The organism is Gluconacetobacter sacchari, assembly GCF_014174255.1.
Lineage (GTDB): Bacteria > Pseudomonadota > Alphaproteobacteria > Acetobacterales > Acetobacteraceae > Gluconacetobacter > Gluconacetobacter sacchari.
Window position 1 is genome coordinate 1 of the sequence record NZ_JABEQJ010000005.1, and the last position, 14,120, is coordinate 14,120.

The 14,120-nt window shown below is 65.1% G+C and carries 26 protein-coding genes; all 26 read right to left on the reverse strand.

Features of this window, described 5'->3' with window-relative positions; translation table 11 throughout:
* Positions 1 to 112 precede the first annotated feature (112 nt).
* On the reverse strand, positions 113 to 580 hold the full coding sequence (locus tag HLH48_RS05110; protein ID WP_246386944.1) for a catalase family protein: 468 nt from the start codon (positions 578 to 580) through the stop codon (positions 113 to 115).
* A gap of 231 nt (positions 581 to 811) precedes the next feature.
* Positions 812 to 1,237, reverse strand: a complete 426-nt coding sequence (gene rplQ / locus HLH48_RS05115; protein ID WP_182996437.1) for a 50S ribosomal protein L17 — start codon at positions 1,235 to 1,237, stop codon at positions 812 to 814.
* A gap of 24 nt (positions 1,238 to 1,261) precedes the next feature.
* A complete protein-coding gene (locus HLH48_RS05120) occupies positions 1,262 to 2,281 on the reverse strand; it encodes a DNA-directed RNA polymerase subunit alpha (RefSeq protein ID WP_182996438.1) in 1,020 nt (339 codons plus the stop codon).
* A gap of 120 nt (positions 2,282 to 2,401) precedes the next feature.
* Positions 2,402 to 2,794, reverse strand: coding sequence for a 30S ribosomal protein S11 (gene rpsK / locus HLH48_RS05125; protein ID WP_182966076.1), 393 nt, complete (start codon positions 2,792 to 2,794; stop codon positions 2,402 to 2,404).
* A gap of 98 nt (positions 2,795 to 2,892) precedes the next feature.
* Positions 2,893 to 3,270 (reverse strand): 30S ribosomal protein S13, encoded by a 378-nt coding sequence (gene rpsM, locus HLH48_RS05130; protein WP_182996439.1) that lies wholly within the window; start codon positions 3,268 to 3,270, stop codon positions 2,893 to 2,895.
* A 226-nt stretch (positions 3,271 to 3,496) separates the two neighbouring features.
* A complete protein-coding gene (locus tag HLH48_RS05135) occupies positions 3,497 to 4,156 on the reverse strand; it encodes an adenylate kinase (RefSeq protein ID WP_182996440.1) in 660 nt (219 codons plus the stop codon).
* On the reverse strand, positions 4,153 to 5,499 hold the full coding sequence (secY, locus tag HLH48_RS05140; protein WP_182996441.1) for a preprotein translocase subunit SecY: 1,347 nt from the start codon (positions 5,497 to 5,499) through the stop codon (positions 4,153 to 4,155). Before secY ends, HLH48_RS05135 begins: the two co-directional genes overlap by 4 nt.
* 159 nt (positions 5,500 to 5,658) lie before the next feature.
* A complete protein-coding gene (rplO, locus tag HLH48_RS05145; RefSeq protein ID WP_182996442.1) occupies positions 5,659 to 6,150 on the reverse strand; it encodes a 50S ribosomal protein L15 in 492 nt (163 codons plus the stop codon).
* Between the two features lies 1 nt (position 6,151).
* A complete protein-coding gene (gene rpmD / locus HLH48_RS05150) occupies positions 6,152 to 6,337 on the reverse strand; it encodes a 50S ribosomal protein L30 (RefSeq protein ID WP_114727505.1) in 186 nt (61 codons plus the stop codon).
* A complete protein-coding gene (rpsE, locus tag HLH48_RS05155; protein ID WP_182996443.1) occupies positions 6,330 to 6,908 on the reverse strand; it encodes a 30S ribosomal protein S5 in 579 nt (192 codons plus the stop codon). The genes rpmD and rpsE overlap by 8 nt, the downstream gene beginning before the upstream one ends.
* Positions 6,909 to 6,923: 15 nt before the next feature.
* Positions 6,924 to 7,286 carry a 50S ribosomal protein L18 gene (gene rplR, locus HLH48_RS05160; protein WP_182996444.1) on the reverse strand — a complete coding sequence of 121 codons (363 nt, stop codon included), beginning with the start codon at positions 7,284 to 7,286 and terminating at the stop codon, positions 6,924 to 6,926.
* Complete coding sequence (gene rplF / locus HLH48_RS05165; RefSeq protein ID WP_182996445.1) at positions 7,286 to 7,819, reverse strand: 50S ribosomal protein L6; 534 nt, start codon at positions 7,817 to 7,819, stop codon at positions 7,286 to 7,288. Before rplF ends, rplR begins: the two co-directional genes overlap by 1 nt.
* Positions 7,820 to 7,829: 10 nt before the next feature.
* On the reverse strand, positions 7,830 to 8,228 hold the full coding sequence (rpsH, locus tag HLH48_RS05170) for a 30S ribosomal protein S8 (protein ID WP_182996446.1): 399 nt from the start codon (positions 8,226 to 8,228) through the stop codon (positions 7,830 to 7,832).
* A 12-nt stretch (positions 8,229 to 8,240) separates the two neighbouring features.
* The gene (rpsN, locus tag HLH48_RS05175; RefSeq protein ID WP_182996447.1) at positions 8,241 to 8,546 is read right to left on the reverse strand and encodes a 30S ribosomal protein S14; all 306 of its coding nucleotides are present in this window, start codon (positions 8,544 to 8,546) and stop codon (positions 8,241 to 8,243) included.
* Positions 8,547 to 8,650: 104 nt separating this feature from the next.
* Entirely contained in the window at positions 8,651 to 9,220 is a 570-nt protein-coding gene (rplE, locus tag HLH48_RS05180) for a 50S ribosomal protein L5 (RefSeq protein ID WP_182996448.1), read from the reverse strand.
* Positions 9,221 to 9,230: 10 nt separating this feature from the next.
* On the reverse strand, positions 9,231 to 9,551 hold the full coding sequence (gene rplX / locus HLH48_RS05185; RefSeq protein ID WP_182996449.1) for a 50S ribosomal protein L24: 321 nt from the start codon (positions 9,549 to 9,551) through the stop codon (positions 9,231 to 9,233).
* Positions 9,551 to 9,919 carry a 50S ribosomal protein L14 gene (rplN, locus tag HLH48_RS05190; protein WP_042059420.1) on the reverse strand — a complete coding sequence of 123 codons (369 nt, stop codon included), beginning with the start codon at positions 9,917 to 9,919 and terminating at the stop codon, positions 9,551 to 9,553. Before rplN ends, rplX begins: the two co-directional genes overlap by 1 nt.
* 14 nt (positions 9,920 to 9,933) lie before the next feature.
* A complete protein-coding gene (gene rpsQ, locus HLH48_RS05195) occupies positions 9,934 to 10,212 on the reverse strand; it encodes a 30S ribosomal protein S17 (RefSeq protein WP_182996450.1) in 279 nt (92 codons plus the stop codon).
* A 13-nt stretch (positions 10,213 to 10,225) separates the two neighbouring features.
* Entirely contained in the window at positions 10,226 to 10,465 is a 240-nt protein-coding gene (gene rpmC, locus HLH48_RS05200; protein WP_182996451.1) for a 50S ribosomal protein L29, read from the reverse strand.
* A gap of 3 nt (positions 10,466 to 10,468) precedes the next feature.
* Entirely contained in the window at positions 10,469 to 10,885 is a 417-nt protein-coding gene (gene rplP, locus HLH48_RS05205) for a 50S ribosomal protein L16 (protein ID WP_182996452.1), read from the reverse strand.
* Between the two features lie 56 nt (positions 10,886 to 10,941).
* Complete coding sequence (gene rpsC, locus HLH48_RS05210) at positions 10,942 to 11,619, reverse strand: 30S ribosomal protein S3 (RefSeq protein WP_182949563.1); 678 nt, start codon at positions 11,617 to 11,619, stop codon at positions 10,942 to 10,944.
* A gap of 2 nt (positions 11,620 to 11,621) precedes the next feature.
* A complete protein-coding gene (gene rplV / locus HLH48_RS05215) occupies positions 11,622 to 12,026 on the reverse strand; it encodes a 50S ribosomal protein L22 (RefSeq protein WP_182996453.1) in 405 nt (134 codons plus the stop codon).
* Between the two features lies 1 nt (position 12,027).
* A complete protein-coding gene (gene rpsS / locus HLH48_RS05220; protein WP_007399623.1) occupies positions 12,028 to 12,306 on the reverse strand; it encodes a 30S ribosomal protein S19 in 279 nt (92 codons plus the stop codon).
* A 12-nt stretch (positions 12,307 to 12,318) separates the two neighbouring features.
* Positions 12,319 to 13,149 carry a 50S ribosomal protein L2 gene (gene rplB, locus HLH48_RS05225; protein ID WP_182996454.1) on the reverse strand — a complete coding sequence of 277 codons (831 nt, stop codon included), beginning with the start codon at positions 13,147 to 13,149 and terminating at the stop codon, positions 12,319 to 12,321.
* A gap of 16 nt (positions 13,150 to 13,165) precedes the next feature.
* Positions 13,166 to 13,462: a 50S ribosomal protein L23 gene (locus tag HLH48_RS05230; protein WP_174787951.1), complete on the reverse strand. Its 297-nt coding sequence runs from the start codon at positions 13,460 to 13,462 to the stop codon at positions 13,166 to 13,168.
* 35 nt (positions 13,463 to 13,497) lie between these two features.
* The gene (gene rplD, locus HLH48_RS05235) at positions 13,498 to 14,112 is read right to left on the reverse strand and encodes a 50S ribosomal protein L4 (protein ID WP_182996455.1); all 615 of its coding nucleotides are present in this window, start codon (positions 14,110 to 14,112) and stop codon (positions 13,498 to 13,500) included.
* Between the last annotated feature and the right edge of the window lie 8 nt (positions 14,113 to 14,120).

Here is a 14,120-nt window from a genome sequence, read left to right on the forward strand (position 1 = left end):
TCCACCGCTCCTTTGGAGCCTGTCTGCAACACTACCTGCGAGGCTCGCAGGTAGTGTACCATTCTGATCTCTTGTGTCGCTCATGCCTCATAGCTGACCCAGACCAGAAAATTCAGCAAGGCGTCACTCGCCGGGTGCTTACCACCACAAAGACGGGAATATCATTGATCCCCATGCGCCACTCGCCCCCATGCGCCGGCATGATCCTCAGCGCGAGGCTGCGCACTGTGTTCGGTTCGTCATCCTGGAACGGCATCCCGCCGGCCAGCGCGAACCGCCCCACGACCGGCGACCGCACCCGCCCGAACAGCGGAGCACGGGAAAGCGCGGCCCCCGCCCCGCTGCCCTCAAACCACCCCGTCACGCAGAGCCCCTTGGCATGGTTGCGCCGAAAGCCCGGATGCGGCCCGTCCACCAGGCGAAATGTCCGCATGAACGTTCCGGCCGTCAGCCGGCCCGGCGTCAGCCACCCCGCCGCCAGGCCGAACGCCAGCGCAAGGACGGCAGGCGTGCCGCACACGACCGCCAGCCGCGGCCATCCCCCCTTCTCCGCCAGCCTGTCGCGTATCAAACCCATCATGATGCGTGCGCCCCTGCAAGCTGAAGGCAAACGTAGCGCACGATCATGGTTTCCCTCGCGGCGAATGCCTCCGCCCTCCCGGGGAAAAGATTTTCCATTCGGGCGGGAGCGGCGCAGCGGCCCGGCACGCGGCTCCGCCGGGCGGGGAACCACCAGCCGCGTCCACCCGTTCAGGCATAAAAAAACCCGGCCCAAGGGCCGGGTCTTCTCATCAAGCGGCAGGCGTAAAGCTTACGCCGCCAGATCTTCTTCCGAAGCGGCTTCCGGACGCGGGCCGCTATCCTGACCCTTGGCGGAGACATCGCGATCGACCAGTTCGATCACCGCCATGTCGGCGGCGTCGCCATGGCGGATCCCGGCGCGCAGAACGCGCGTATAGCCGCCGCTACGGGCCTTGTAGCGCTCGGCCACGGCCGCGAACAGCTTGGAGACGATCACATCGTCACGCAGCTGCGCATAGGCCTGGCGCCGGGCGTGCAGATCGCCGCGCTTGCCGAGCGTGATCAGCTTCTCGACCACCGGGCGAAGCTCCTTCGCCTTGGGCAGGGTCGTGGTGATCTGCTCGTGCTTGATCAGCGCGACAGCCATGTTACGGAACATGGCGGCGCGATGGGTGGAGGTAACGCCGAGCTTCCGGCCGGCAACACCGTGACGCATGATAAAGTCTTCCTGTCTTTCCGGTCAGAAGGGCTCGTCGAGCCGCTTGGCCAGGTCTTCGATATTTTCCGGCGGCCAGGCCGGCACGTTCATACCAAGGGACAGCCCCATCGACGTCAGGACTTCCTTGATCTCGTTCAGGGACTTGCGGCCGAAATTCGGCGTCCGCAGCATCTCCTGCTCGGTCTTCTGCACCAGATCGCCGATATAGACGATATTGTCGTTCTTCAGGCAGTTGGCGCTACGAACCGACAGTTCCAGCTCATCGACCTTACGCAGCAGGTTCCGGTTGAACGGCAGGTCGTCCTGCGGCTCTTCGGTCCGGACCGGACGCGGCTCGTCGAAATTGATGAACAGCTGCAACTGGTCCTGAAGGATTCGCGCGGCCAGGGCCACCGCATCCTCGGGCGTCACCGCGCCATTCGTCTCGACCGTCAGTAGCAGCCGGTCATAGTCGGTCACCTGGCCCACGCGGGTCGGCTCGACCTTGTAGGACACGCGCTGCACCGGCGAATAGATGGCATCCACCGGAATCAGGCCGATCGGCGCGTCCTCGGGGCGGTTCGCCGCCGCGGGAACATAGCCCTTGCCGAGGTTGACGGTGAATTCCATCCCGAACTTCACGCCCTCGTCGAGGGTGCAGATCACGAGGTCGGGGTTCATCACCTCGATATCGTGGCCGGTCTGGATCTGGCCCGCGCGCACTTCGCCCGGCCCGGTGGCCGTCAGCACCATGCGCTTCGGCCCCTCGCCATGCATCCGCAGCGCGAGCTGCTTGATGTTCAGCACGATGTCCGTCACATCCTCGCGGACGCCGGCCACCGACGAGAATTCATGCAGCACGCCGTCGATCTGGATCGCCGTTACCGCCGCCCCTTGCAGGGACGACAGCAGCACCCGCCGGATAGCATTGCCGAGCGTCATGCCGAAGCCACGCTCCAGCGGTTCCGCCACCACGGTCGCTATACGCGTCGGCTGCCCGCCCGGCTCGACTTCCAGCTTCTCCGGCTTGATCAGAGATTGCCAGTTTTTCTGGAGGACCAAGATGATGGCCTTTCAAAACTGATCTGCACCAAGGCAGACGGCACCCGTGCGAACGGATGCCTGATGACACTCAACCCCGCCGGCACCAGGGCCGGCGGAAAACGAACCCGAGCCCGAGAATCAGACGCGGCGGCGCTTGCGCGGGCGGCAGCCGTTATGCGGCACCGGCGTCATGTCGCGGATCGAGGTGATCGCGAACCCGACCGCCTGCAACGCGCGCAGCGCGCTCTCGCGTCCCGAACCCGGACCCGACACTTCGATCTCAAGCGTCTCCATGCCATGCTCGCGCGCCTTGCGCCCGGCATCCTCGGCCGCGACCTGCGCCGCGTACGGGGTGGATTTGCGCGAACCCTTGAAGCCCTGGGCACCGGCGGAAGACCACGCGATCGCGTTGCCCTGGGCATCGGAGATCGTGATCATCGTATTGTTGAAGGTGGAGAGCACATGCGCCACCCCCGAGATAATGTTCTTCCGCTCTTTCTTCCGAATACGCGGAGCAGCAGCCTTCGCCATAGTCTTCCTGGTCCTGTCTGTTCATCGACGCGACCAGCGCCCGACGCACCCCGAAACCCGGGGGCACCGGCACCGGCCGCGAATGCGGCGAGAGCCGCTTAGCGGGTAGCCTTCTTCTTGCCGGCGATCGCCACCGCCTTGCCCTTGCGGGTACGGGCGTTGGTGTGCGTCCGCTGGCCACGAACCGGAAGTCCGCGACGGTGGCGCAGGCCACGGTAGCAACCCAGGTCCATCAGGCGCTTGATGTTCATCGCCACTTCGCGGCGCAGATCACCCTCGACGCGGTATTCGCTGTCGATCAGCTCGCGGATCTTCAGGATCTCGTCGTCCGACAGCTCGTTCACCCGGCGCTCGGCCGGAATTTCGAGCTGCTGGCAGATCCGCTCGGCCTTGGTCGGCCCGATGCCATAAATATACCGCAGGCCAATCGTTACCCGCTTGTTGGTTGGGATGTTCACGCCGGCAATACGCGCCACGCCACTTACTCCTGTCTGCCCGCGTCGAACGGGCCCTTTAGATCGTCGCCGGGGCTTTTCCACACCACCGGCTAGCCGGAGCGTCGTGAACGTGCCGGCACCGCCGGTCAACCCCATCATCAATCGGATTCGTAATCTCGGCGCACCATGCCGCAGGGACATGGCGAGCCGCTACCTTGAGGGCGCGCAATATACCCGCGCGCCCGAGAGAGTCAATGAATAGCGATCACTTCTTCGTGATCTCGTCCATGATCCTGAAGACCTGTGCCGTCACCGCATCGATGTCGGCCATGCCATCCACCCGGAACAGCCGTCCCTCAGCCTCGTAATAAGGCAGGATCGGCGCCGTCTGCGCGCGGTAGGCCGCCAGGCGGGCGGCCACGGTCTCCCGCCGATCGTCCTCGCGGCGGACGAACTCATGCCCGCCGCAGACATCGCAGGTGCCCTCGACCTTCGGCTTCTTGAACAGGTCGTTATATCCCGCCCCGCAGGTCTTGCAGGTAAAGCGGCCGGCGATCCGGTCCGCCAGCGCGTTCTCATCGACCTCCAGAAACAGCACGACGTCGATTCGCGCGCCCCGCCGCTTCAGCATCGAATCCAGCGCCGCCGCCTGCCCCTCCGTGCGGGGGAAACCGTCGAGGATGAATCCCTTCGCGCAATCGGGTTGCCCGATCCGCGATTCGAGCATGGCGATGATCACGTCATCGGGGACCAACTGCCCCGAATCCATCAGCGCCTTCGCTTCCCTGCCGATCGGCGTCCCGGCCGCGACCTCGGCCCGCAGCATGTCGCCGGTCGAAATCTGCGCGATGCCGTACCGCGCCTCCAGCCGCTTGGACTGGGTGCCCTTGCCGGCCCCCGGGGGGCCGAGAAATATGACGTTCACCGCCCTTTGCCCTTCCCGCGCGCCCGCCGCATCAGCCCCTGATACTGGTGCGCCACCAGATGGGACTGGATCTGCGTCACGGTATCGATGGTCACCGACACGATGATGATCAGGCTGGTCCCGCCGAAATAGAACGGCACGTTATAATGGCTGATCAGGACCTGCGGCAGCAGACACACCGCCACCAGATAGGCCGCGCCGATGGTCGTCAGCCGCGTCAGGATCCGGTCGAAATAGGCCGCCGTATTCGCGCCGGGCCGGATCCCGGGAACGAAGCCGCCCTGCTTGCGCAGATTATCGGCCGTCTCCTGCGGGTTGAACGTCACGGCGGCATAGAAATACGAAAAGAAGACGATCATCGCGGCATAGAACAGCATGTACAGCGGCTGCCCCTGCCCCAGTTCCTGCCCCAGGAACGACAGCCATCCAGGCATCGACGCGTTGTTCATGAACCCCGCGATCGTGACGGGGATCAGCAGCACGGACGACGCGAAGATCGGCGGAATCACCCCGGCGGTATTCACCTTCAACGGCATGTGGGTCGAGTCGCCGCCATAGATCCGCTGACCGACCTGCCGCTTGGGATACTGGATCACCACCCGGCGCTGCGCCTGCTCCATGAAGACGATGAAGGCGATGGTCAGCGCCGCCAAAACCAGGAACACCAGCACGAAGAAGGGCGACAGCGCCCCCGTGTAGCCAAGCTGGAACAGGCTGGCCAGCGCATGCGGCAGGTTGGCGACGATACCGGCGAAGATGATCAGCGAAATGCCGTTGCCCACCCCGCGCGAGGTGATCTGCTCGCCCAGCCACATCAGGAACATCGTGCCGCCCAGCAGCGTCACCACGCAGGACACGATGAAGAACATCCCCGGCGCGATCACCGCCGATCCGGCGGCGCTATGCATGTTCTCCAGCCCGACGGCGATACCATAGGCCTGGAACAGCGCGATCAGTACCGTCAGGTAGCGGGTATATTCGTTCAGCTTGCGCCGCCCCTGCTCGCCTTCCTTCTTCAGGTTCTCCAGCGAGGGAATCGCCGACGACATCAGCTGCACGATGATCGACGCACTGATATAGGGCATGATGTTCAGGGCGAAGACCGTCATGCGGCCCAGCGCGCCGCCGGTGAACATGTCGAACATGCCCAGGATACCGCCCTGGTGCTGCGCCAGAAGCTGGCCCATGACCGTCGCGTCGACACCGGGAACCGGAATATAGGTCCCCAGGCGGTAGACGATCAGCGCCCCCAGGGTGAACCAAATTCGTTTCTTCAGTTCCGTCGCGTTGGCGAAGGAGCTGAAATTCAGATTGGCAGCCAGCTGCTCGGCCGCGGAGGCCATGCGCCCGTCCCTTTCAACAACAACAGCGTCACCGCACGAAACGGGACGCTGTCATGACACATCAGCAAGGAGTGTAAGGCGTCGCCTTGCACCAACGCAAGAGACAACGCCGGGGCCGGTCCGGGGCGGCATGACGGGCACGCCGTCCCGGAACCAGGCTCAAGCCGAAACCGTCGCCTCGTCCTGCGCCGCCTTGGCAACCCGGACGGTCCCGCCGGCCTTCTCGACCGCCGCGATGGCGGTGGCCGAAGCCCCCGCGACCTCGATGGTCACGGGCCGAGCCAGTTCGCCCTTCGCCAGCAGGCGGACGCCGGCGAACTTGCCGGACCCCACCAGGCCGGCCGCCCGCAGCACATCCTCGGTCACGGTCGCGCCGGCATCGATCTTGCCAGCCTCGATCGCCTGGTCCAGGGCACCCAGGTTCACCGGGGCATAGACCTTGCGGAAGATGTTCTTGAAGCCGCGCTTCGGCAGACGGCGATACAGCGGAAGCTGACCACCCTCGAACCCGTTGAGGGACACGCCCTCACGCGCCTTCTGGCCCTTCACGCCCTTGCCCGACGTCTTGCCCTTGCCGGACCCGATGCCGCGCCCCAGGCGCTTCTTGCGATAGCGCGAGCCCGCGTTATCGCGCAGTTCGTTGAGGTTCATCTCAATCCTCCACCTTCACGAGGTGGGCCACCTTGGTGATCATGCCGCGCACCGAGGGAGTATCCTCCAGTTCACGCGTGCGGCCGATCTTGTTCAGGCCGAGCCCGACCAGCGTCGCCTGCTGGCCCGGCTTGCGGCCGTTGCCCGACGCCACCTGCGTGACGCGAACGGTCTTGCCCTCAGACATCGGCGCTCACCTCCGCGGCCCCAGCCACCTCGCGGCGGCCCAGGATGTCGGACACCTTCTTGCCGCGACGGTTGGCGACCGAACGCGGGCTGGCGCAACGCTCCAGCGCATCGAAGGTCGCCTTGACCATGTTGTGCGGGTTCCGCGTGCCCAGCGACTTGGCCACCACGTCGTTGATGCCCAGGCTCTCGAACACGGCGCGCATCGGTCCACCGGCGATGATGCCCGTGCCGGCGTCGGCCGACCGCAGCACCACCTTGCCGGCGCCGAAATGACCCGCCACGTCATGATGGAGGGTGCGGCCCTCCTTCATCGGAACGCGGATCATCGCGCGCTTGGCGCGCTCGGTCGCCTTGCGGATCGCCTCGGGCACCTCGCGGGCCTTACCGGCGCCATAGCCGACACGACCCTTCTGGTCACCCACCACGACCAGCGCGGCAAAGGCGAAGCGACGGCCGCCCTTGACGACCTTCGCAACGCGGTTGATCGTGACCAGCTTGTCGACGAGGTCATCGCCCTCGCGGTCACGATCGCGGCCACCCCGGCCGCCTTCTCTCGGTTCACGTGCCATTGCGTGCCCCTTTCCTCAGAAGGCGAGACCACCCTCGCGGGCAGCCTCCGCCAGGGCCTTGATGCGCCCATGATACAGATACGAACCGCGGTCGAAGACGACCTGCGTCACACCGGCCGCCACCGCGCGCTCGGCAACCAGCTTGCCGACCGCGCTCGCCGCGTCGGAATCGGCACCGGTCTTCAGCTGCTCGCGCAGCGCCTTGTCCAGGCTCGAAGCGGCGGCAAGGGTACGCCCGGCGGCATCGTCGATGACCTGGGCATAGATGTTCTTGCCTGACCGGAACACCGACAGGCGCGGACGCCCGCCGCCCTTGCGGCGAAGCTGGAAGCGCAGACGCTGACGCCGACGCTCCCGCAGATCCTGCTGCGTGCTCATTACTTCTTCTTGCCTTCCTTGCGACGGATGGTCTCGGTGTCGTAGCGGACACCCTTGCCCTTGTACGGCTCGGGCTTGCGGAAGCTGCGGATATCCAGCGCAACCTGGCCGACCCGCTGCTTGTCCACGCCCTCGACCACGATGGCGGTCGGACGCGGCGTCGAGATCTTGATGCCCGGCGGGATCGCATAGACGATGTCATGCGAGTAGCCGAGATTCATGACCAGGTTGCTGCCCTGCACGGCGGCGCGATAGCCGGTGCCGGTCACTTCCAGGGTCTTGGAGAACCCTTCGGACACACCCTTGACCATGCTGGCCACCAGCGCGCGCGTCGTGCCCCACATCATGCGGGCCTGCGCCTGCGTGCCGACCGGGCGAACCGCGACCTTGTTGTCCGCGATCTCGGTTTCGACATGGTGCGACAGCGGCAGCTTCAGCTCGCCCAGCTTGCCCTTGGCCACGAACACGCCATCGACGATCGAAACCTGGACGCCCGACGGAACCTCGACGGGATATTTGCCTACACGCGACATGTATCCCTCCTCAGAACACGCGGCAGAGGACCTCGCCGCCAACATTGGCAGCGCGGGCTTCCGCATCGGACAGGACGCCACGCGGCGTCGACAGGATCGAGACGCCCAGGCCGGCATAGACCCGCGGCAGTTCCTTGATCTTCGAATAGACCCGGCGGCCCGGCTTGGACACGCGATGGATCTCCTTGATGACCGGCTCGCCATCCAGGTATTTCAGCTCGATGCGCAACTGGGCGATGCCCTTGCGCACCTCTTCCTGGGCGTAGCCCCGGATATAGCCCTCGCGACGCAGCGCTTCGAGAACATTGGCGCGCAGCTTGGAAGCCGGCGCGATACAGGCCGCATGACGCGCGCGCTGCGCGTTGCGGATCCGGGTGAGCATATCACCCAACGGATCAGAAAGTGACATCGTTCCCTGCCCTTACCAGCTCGACTTGACCATGCCAGGGATCTGGCCACTGGAAGCCAGATCGCGCAGCGCGATACGGCAGAGTTCGAACTTCCTGTAATTGGCGCGCGAACGCCCGGTCAGCTTGCACCGCAGACGCACGCGCACGCGCGAACCATTGCGGGGAAGCTCTGCGAGTTTCAGAGTTGCCTCGAACCGGTCCTCGACCGGAAGCGTCCGGTCCATGACAATGTTCTTGAGCGCAATCCGCTTAGCCTTGTCCCGTCCTGCCATGCGCTGACGCTTGGCATTCCGGTTAACGGCGGAGATCTTGGCCATGCCTTGTTCTACCCTCCGGAACCTGTCGGGCCATCCCGACGGTTTTCCAAACAACGTGTCTAATAGGTCTTCTGACCTCTGGGCGGAAGCCCCAATCGCCGCGATTACGCGGCGAAGGGCAGATCAAACGCCTTCAGAAGAGCCTTCGCTTCCGCATCCGTCTTCGCACTGGTGACGAAGATGATGTCCATGCCCCGGATATCGTCGACCTTGTCGTATTCGATTTCCGGGAACACGATCTGTTCCTTCATGCCCATGGCGAAGTTGCCATGGCCGTCGAAACCCTTGTTGCCGGGCAGGCCGCGGAAATCGCGGACGCGCGGCAGCGTGATGGTCACCAGACGGTCGAGGAACTCGTACATCTGGGCGCGGCGCAGGGTCACCTTGCAGCCGATCGGCAGGCCCGCGCGGATCTTGAAGCCGGCGATCGCCTTCTTGGCGATCGTCTTGACCGGCTTCTGTCCGGCGATCAGCGTCAGCTCGGCAACGGCGGTGTCCAGCTTCTTCTGGTCGCCGGCGGCCTCGCCCACACCCATGTTGATGACGATCTTCTCGAGATGCGGAACCTGCATCACGTTCTTGTAGCCGAACTCTTCGCGCAGCTTCGCGCGCAGCTCGTCCTGAAAACGCTTCTGCAGACGCGGCACCGCGCGGGTGGCTTGTACTTCGGACATCCGCGCCTCCTCAGCCTTCGATGACTTCGCCGGTCGCCTTGGCGACGCGGACCTTGCGGCCATCTTCCAGAACCCGGAAACCGACGCGCGTCGGCTTGCCGCTCTTGGGATCGACCAGCTTCAGGTTCGACAGGTGGATCGGCATCTCCTTCTCGATGATGCCTCCCTGCTCACCCATGCGGTTCGGGCGCGTGTGGCGCTTGGCCACCGCGGCACCGCGCACCACGGCCTTGTTGTCACCGGGCAGCACGGACAGCACCTCGCCGCGAGTCCCCTTCGAGGACCCGGTGGTGACGACGACCTGGTCGCCCTTCCTGATACGCGCGGCCATTACAGCACCTCCGGCGCCAGCGAGATGATCTTCATGAACTTGCGCGCACGCAGTTCACGGACGACCGGCCCAAAGATGCGGGTGCCGATCGGCTCCTGCTGCTTGTTGATCAGGACGGCCGCATTCCGGTCGAAGCGGATGGCGCTGCCATCGGGACGCCGCACGGGGTAGGACGTACGCACGATCACCGCCTGGTGAACGTCGCCCTTCTTGACCTTGCCGCGCGGGATCGCTTCCTTCACGGACACGACGATCACGTCGCCGACCGAGGCAGTCTTCCGCTTGGAACCGCCCAGCACCTTGATGCACTGCACCTGACGCGCGCCCGAATTATCGGCGACGTCCAGGTTGGTCTCGGGATGGATCATAACCTATGCCCTTCTTACGCCTGCGCGCCGGACTCGGCGCCGGCGGCGCCCAGCGGGGCTCCGTTCCGGACGGTCACGGTCCAGGTCTTGCGCTTGGAGATCGGCTTGCATTCCTCAATGCGCACCGTGTCGCCAACCTTGCACTCATTCAGCTCATCATGCGCCGCGTATTTCTTCGAACGGCGGATGAACTTCTTGTAGAGCGGATGGATGACTCGACGATCGACAAGGACGGTCACCGTCTTGTCCATCTTGTCGCTGGTCACCCGTCCGCTCAGGACGCGCCTCGGCATCGCCCGTCTCCCTTCAGGACTTCGCGGCCGACGCACCCGCGCCGGCTGCACTCTTCTTCAACGCCTCGGACGCAATCGTCTTCAGACGGGCGATCTCGCGACGCACCGTCCGAACACGCGCCTGTCCCTCATTCTGGCCGGTCGCGCGCTGAAACCGCAGGTTGAACTGCTCGCGCTTCAGGTCGATGAGAAGCGCCTCCAGTTCTTCCGCGGTCTTGGCACGCAGATCGGCCGGCTTGGTTGCCTTTGCCATATCTCACGCCTCTCCGATGCGGGTCACGAACTTGGTCTTGATCGGCAGCTTCGCAGCGCCCAGCGCCAGCGCTTCGCGCGCCAGCTCCGGCGAAACGCCTTCGATCTCGAACAGGATACGACCCGGCTTCACACGGGCCACCCAGAATTCCGGCGATCCCTTGCCGGAGCCCATACGCACTTCGGCAGGCTTTGTCGAGACCGGAAGATCGGGGAAGATCCGAATCCAGACGCGGCCGGCACGCTTCATCGCGCGGGTGATGGCCCGGCGGGAAGCCTCGATCTGCCGGGCGGTCACCCGCTCCGGCTCCAGGGCCTTCAGGCCGAACGCACCGAAATTCAGTGTCGTTCCACCCTTCGCCAGCCCATGAATGCGGCCCTTGTGGGCCTTGCGGTACTTTGTCCGCTTGGGAGAAAGCATTGTTCTAAATCCTCACGCGCCGCCTGGCGCCGTTCTCGGTCCTAAGGTCCCGCCGCTCAGCGCTGCGGGGCCTGCTCGGCGGCGCGACGATCCTGCGCCAACGGGTCCTGGGCAAGGATCTCGCCCTTGAAGATCCACACCTTCACACCGCAGGTGCCATAGGTGGTCTTCGCCGTGGCGACGCCGTAATCGATGTCCGCGCGCAGCGTGTGCAGCGGCACCCGCCCCTCGCGATACCACTCGACCCGCGCGATCTCGGCCCCGCCCAGGCGGCCGCCGCAATTGATGCGGATGCCCTGCGCGCCCAGACGCATCGCCGACTGCACGGCGCGCTTCATGGCGCGGCGGAAGGCCACGCGGCGCTCCAGCTGCTGGGCGATGTTCTCGGCCACCAGCGTCGCGTCGATCTCGGGCTTGCGGATCTCGACGATGTTCAGCGCAACGTCGGTCTTCGCCATGCGGGTCAGATCCTTGCGCAGGACATCGATATCCTGGCCCTTCTTGCCGATCACGACGCCCGGACGGGCGGCATAGATCGTCACGCGGGGCTTCTTCGCCGGACGCTCGATCACCACGCGCGACACACCCGCGCCCGACAGCTTGCGCCGCAGATGCGCGCGCAGCTTCAGGTCGTCATGCAGCAGGCGGGAATAATCCGCGCCCGCATACCAGCGGCTGTCCCAGGTGCGGTTGATGCCGAGCCGCAGCCCGATCGGATTGACTTTATGTCCCATGATCAGGCCGCCTTCTGCTCGGTTGTCTCAGCCTCGGCCGCCTTCTCGGCGACGACGATCTTCAGATGGCTGAAGAACTTCTCGATCCGCGAAGAACGGCCACGGCCACGCGCATGGAAGCGGCGCATGACGATCGACTTGCCAACCTCGGCACGCACCACCACCAGCTGGTCGACATCCAGCTGATGATTGTTCTCGGCGTTCGCGATCGCGCTCTGGAGCGTCTTCTTGACGTCGTGCGCGATGCGGCGCTTGGAGAAGGTCAGCGTCGCCACGGCCTGCGCCGCCGGCTTGTTGCGGATCAGCGCCGCGACCAGGTTCAGCTTGCGCGGGCTGACGCGGAGGTTCCGCGTCACGGCCTGCGCCTCGGTTTCCGCGAGCGTGCGCGGATGCTTAGGCTTGCTCATATCAGCCCCGCTTCGCCTTCTTGTCCGAGGAGTGACCGGTAAAGGTCCGCGTCGGCGAGAACTCGCCGAACTTGTGCCCCACCATGTTCTCCGACACCTGAACGGGCAGGAATTTGTGCCCGTTATAGACGCCGAACGTCAGACCGACGAACTGCGGCAGAATTGTCGAGCGACGCGACCAGATCTTGATCACTTCGTTACGGCCCGACGCGCGCGACGCATCGGCTTTGTTCAGCAGATACCCGTCCACGAACGGGCCCTTCCAGACGGAACGTGCCATCTTCCTTGCCCCTTACTTACCGGTTTTCCGGCGACGGATAATCAGACTGTCCGTACGCTTGTTAACCCTGGTCTTGTAACCCTTGGTCGGCTTGCCCCACGGCGTGACCGGATGACGGCCGCCCGAGGTGCGGCCTTCGCCACCACCATGCGGATGGTCGACCGGGTTCATCACGACGCCGCGGTTATGCGGACGACGACCCAGCCAGCGGCCGCGACCGGCCTTGCCCATATGCTGGTTCATGTTGTCCGGGTTCGATACCGCGCCGACCGTCGCCATGCACTCGCCACGCACGACGCGCAGCTCGCCCGACTGCAGCTTGATCTGCGCATAGCCGGCATCCTTGCCGACCAGCTGGCAGTACGTGCCGGCCGAACGGGCGATCTTGCCGCCGGCGCCCGGCTTCAGCTCGATGTTATGCACGATCGTACCGACCGGAATGGCCGACAGCGGCATCGCGTTGCCCGGCTTGATGTCGACGCGCGCGCCCGACACCACCTGGTCGCCCACCTTCAGGCGCTGCGGCGCCAGGATATAGGCCAGCTCGCCGTCCTCATACTTCACCAGCGCGATGAAGGCGGTGCGGTTCGGGTCGTATTCCAGACGCTCGACCGTGCCGGCCACATCGAACTTGCGCCGCTTGAAATCGACGAAGCGATAGGACTGCTTGTGGCCGCCACCGATGAAGCGCGAGGTGATGCGCCCATGGTTGTTGCGTCCGCCGGACTTGTTCTTGCCTTCGGTCAGAGCCTTGACGGGCTTGCCCTTCCACAGCTCCTTGCGGTCGATCAGGACCGTTCCGCGCAGGCTGGGAGTGACCGGATTAAAGTGCTTCAGTGCCATGTCTTGCTACCCCGCGTCAGACCAGCTTCGCGGTCAGGTCGATGGACTGACCCTCGGCAAGCTGCACAAACGCCTTCTTCACATCGGAACGCTGGCCCGGGCGGCCCTTGAAGCGCTTCGTCTTGCCCTTCTGGACAAGCGTGTTCACGCCCAGGACCTTCACGCCGAACAGACCTTCGACCGCGACCTTGATCTCCGGCTTGGTAGCGTCGATCGCGACCTTGAAGACCACCTGGTTCTTCTCGGACAGCGCCGTCGCCTTCTCGGTGATCAGCGGCGCGCGCACGATGTCGTACATCGTCTCGCGCGACATGCGCTCCGCCTTCTTGCGGATTGCGAGCACGTTGGTCATGCCAGGCGCTCCTTCAGGCCTTCGACGCCGGCGCGGGTGATCGCGAGCACGTCGTGGTTGAGGATGTCGTAGACGTTCGCGCCGACCGTCGGCAGCACGTCGATCTTCGGCAGGTTGCGGGTGGCGCGGCCGAAATTCTCCTCGACCGTCGCATCGACGATCAGGGCGGACTTCCAGCCCAGCGCCTGCACCTTGGCGGCCAGCTCGGCGGTGCGGCCCGACGAGGTCGCGGCATCCAGCACCACCAGCTTGCCTTCGGCGGCCTTCTGCGACAGCGCCGAGATCAGGCCCAGGCGACGCACCTTCTTGGGCAGGTCGTAGCCGTGATCGCGCACCACGGGGCCGTGAACGGCGCCGCCGGTACGGTACTGCGGCGCACGCAGCGAGCCCTGGCGGGCGCTACCCGTGCCCTTCTGGCGGTACGGCTTCTTGGTCGTGCCGGAGACTTCGCCCATCCCCTTGACCTTGTGCGTGCCAGCGCGGCGCTTGGCCAGCTGCCAATGCACCACACGCGCCATGATGTCGGCCCGCGGCGTCGCCGCGAAAATCTCGTCCGGAAGCACGGCGGTGCCGGCGCTCCCGTTGTCGAGGGTTTTGATTTCGTAATCCATTGCCCTCT

What these genes read in the sequence shown, in the direction of transcription:
- HLH48_RS05110 (WP_246386944.1), bottom strand. Translation starts at nt 580, where the DNA reads ATGATGGGTTTGATACGCGACAGGCTGGCGGAGAAGGGGGGATGGCCG.
- rplQ (WP_182996437.1), bottom strand. Translation starts at nt 1,237, where the DNA reads ATGCGTCACGGTGTTGCCGGCCGGAAGCTCGGCGTTACCTCCACCCAT.
- rpsK (WP_182966076.1), bottom strand. Translation starts at nt 2,794, where the DNA reads ATGGCGAAGGCTGCTGCTCCGCGTATTCGGAAGAAAGAGCGGAAGAAC.
- secY (WP_182996441.1), bottom strand. Translation starts at nt 5,499, where the DNA reads ATGGCCTCCGCGGCCGAGCAGCTGGCTGCCAATCTGAATTTCAGCTCC.
- rplO (WP_182996442.1), bottom strand. Translation starts at nt 6,150, where the DNA reads ATGAACCTCAACGAACTGCGCGATAACGCGGGCTCGCGCTATCGCAAG.
- rpmD (WP_114727505.1), bottom strand. Translation starts at nt 6,337, where the DNA reads ATGTCTGAGGGCAAGACCGTTCGCGTCACGCAGGTGGCGTCGGGCAAC.
- rpsE (WP_182996443.1), bottom strand. Translation starts at nt 6,908, where the DNA reads ATGGCACGTGAACCGAGAGAAGGCGGCCGGGGTGGCCGCGATCGTGAC.
- rplR (WP_182996444.1), bottom strand. Translation starts at nt 7,286, where the DNA reads ATGAGCACGCAGCAGGATCTGCGGGAGCGTCGGCGTCAGCGTCTGCGC.
- rplF (WP_182996445.1), bottom strand. Translation starts at nt 7,819, where the DNA reads ATGTCGCGTGTAGGCAAATATCCCGTCGAGGTTCCGTCGGGCGTCCAG.
- rpsH (WP_182996446.1), bottom strand. Translation starts at nt 8,228, where the DNA reads ATGTCACTTTCTGATCCGTTGGGTGATATGCTCACCCGGATCCGCAAC.
- rpsN (WP_182996447.1), bottom strand. Translation starts at nt 8,546, where the DNA reads ATGGCCAAGATCTCCGCCGTTAACCGGAATGCCAAGCGTCAGCGCATG.
- rplE (WP_182996448.1), bottom strand. Translation starts at nt 9,220, where the DNA reads ATGTCCGAAGTACAAGCCACCCGCGCGGTGCCGCGTCTGCAGAAGCGT.
- rplX (WP_182996449.1), bottom strand. Translation starts at nt 9,551, where the DNA reads ATGGCCGCGCGTATCAGGAAGGGCGACCAGGTCGTCGTCACCACCGGG.
- rplN (WP_042059420.1), bottom strand. Translation starts at nt 9,919, where the DNA reads ATGATCCATCCCGAGACCAACCTGGACGTCGCCGATAATTCGGGCGCG.
- rpsQ (WP_182996450.1), bottom strand. Translation starts at nt 10,212, where the DNA reads ATGCCGAGGCGCGTCCTGAGCGGACGGGTGACCAGCGACAAGATGGAC.
- rpmC (WP_182996451.1), bottom strand. Translation starts at nt 10,465, where the DNA reads ATGGCAAAGGCAACCAAGCCGGCCGATCTGCGTGCCAAGACCGCGGAA.
- rplP (WP_182996452.1), bottom strand. Translation starts at nt 10,885, where the DNA reads ATGCTTTCTCCCAAGCGGACAAAGTACCGCAAGGCCCACAAGGGCCGC.
- rpsC (WP_182949563.1), bottom strand. Translation starts at nt 11,619, where the DNA reads ATGGGACATAAAGTCAATCCGATCGGGCTGCGGCTCGGCATCAACCGC.
- rplV (WP_182996453.1), bottom strand. Translation starts at nt 12,026, where the DNA reads ATGAGCAAGCCTAAGCATCCGCGCACGCTCGCGGAAACCGAGGCGCAG.
- rpsS (WP_007399623.1), bottom strand. Translation starts at nt 12,306, where the DNA reads ATGGCACGTTCCGTCTGGAAGGGCCCGTTCGTGGACGGGTATCTGCTG.
- rplB (WP_182996454.1), bottom strand. Translation starts at nt 13,149, where the DNA reads ATGGCACTGAAGCACTTTAATCCGGTCACTCCCAGCCTGCGCGGAACG.
- HLH48_RS05230 (WP_174787951.1), bottom strand. Translation starts at nt 13,462, where the DNA reads ATGTCGCGCGAGACGATGTACGACATCGTGCGCGCGCCGCTGATCACC.
- rplD (WP_182996455.1), bottom strand. Translation starts at nt 14,112, where the DNA reads ATGGATTACGAAATCAAAACCCTCGACAACGGGAGCGCCGGCACCGCC.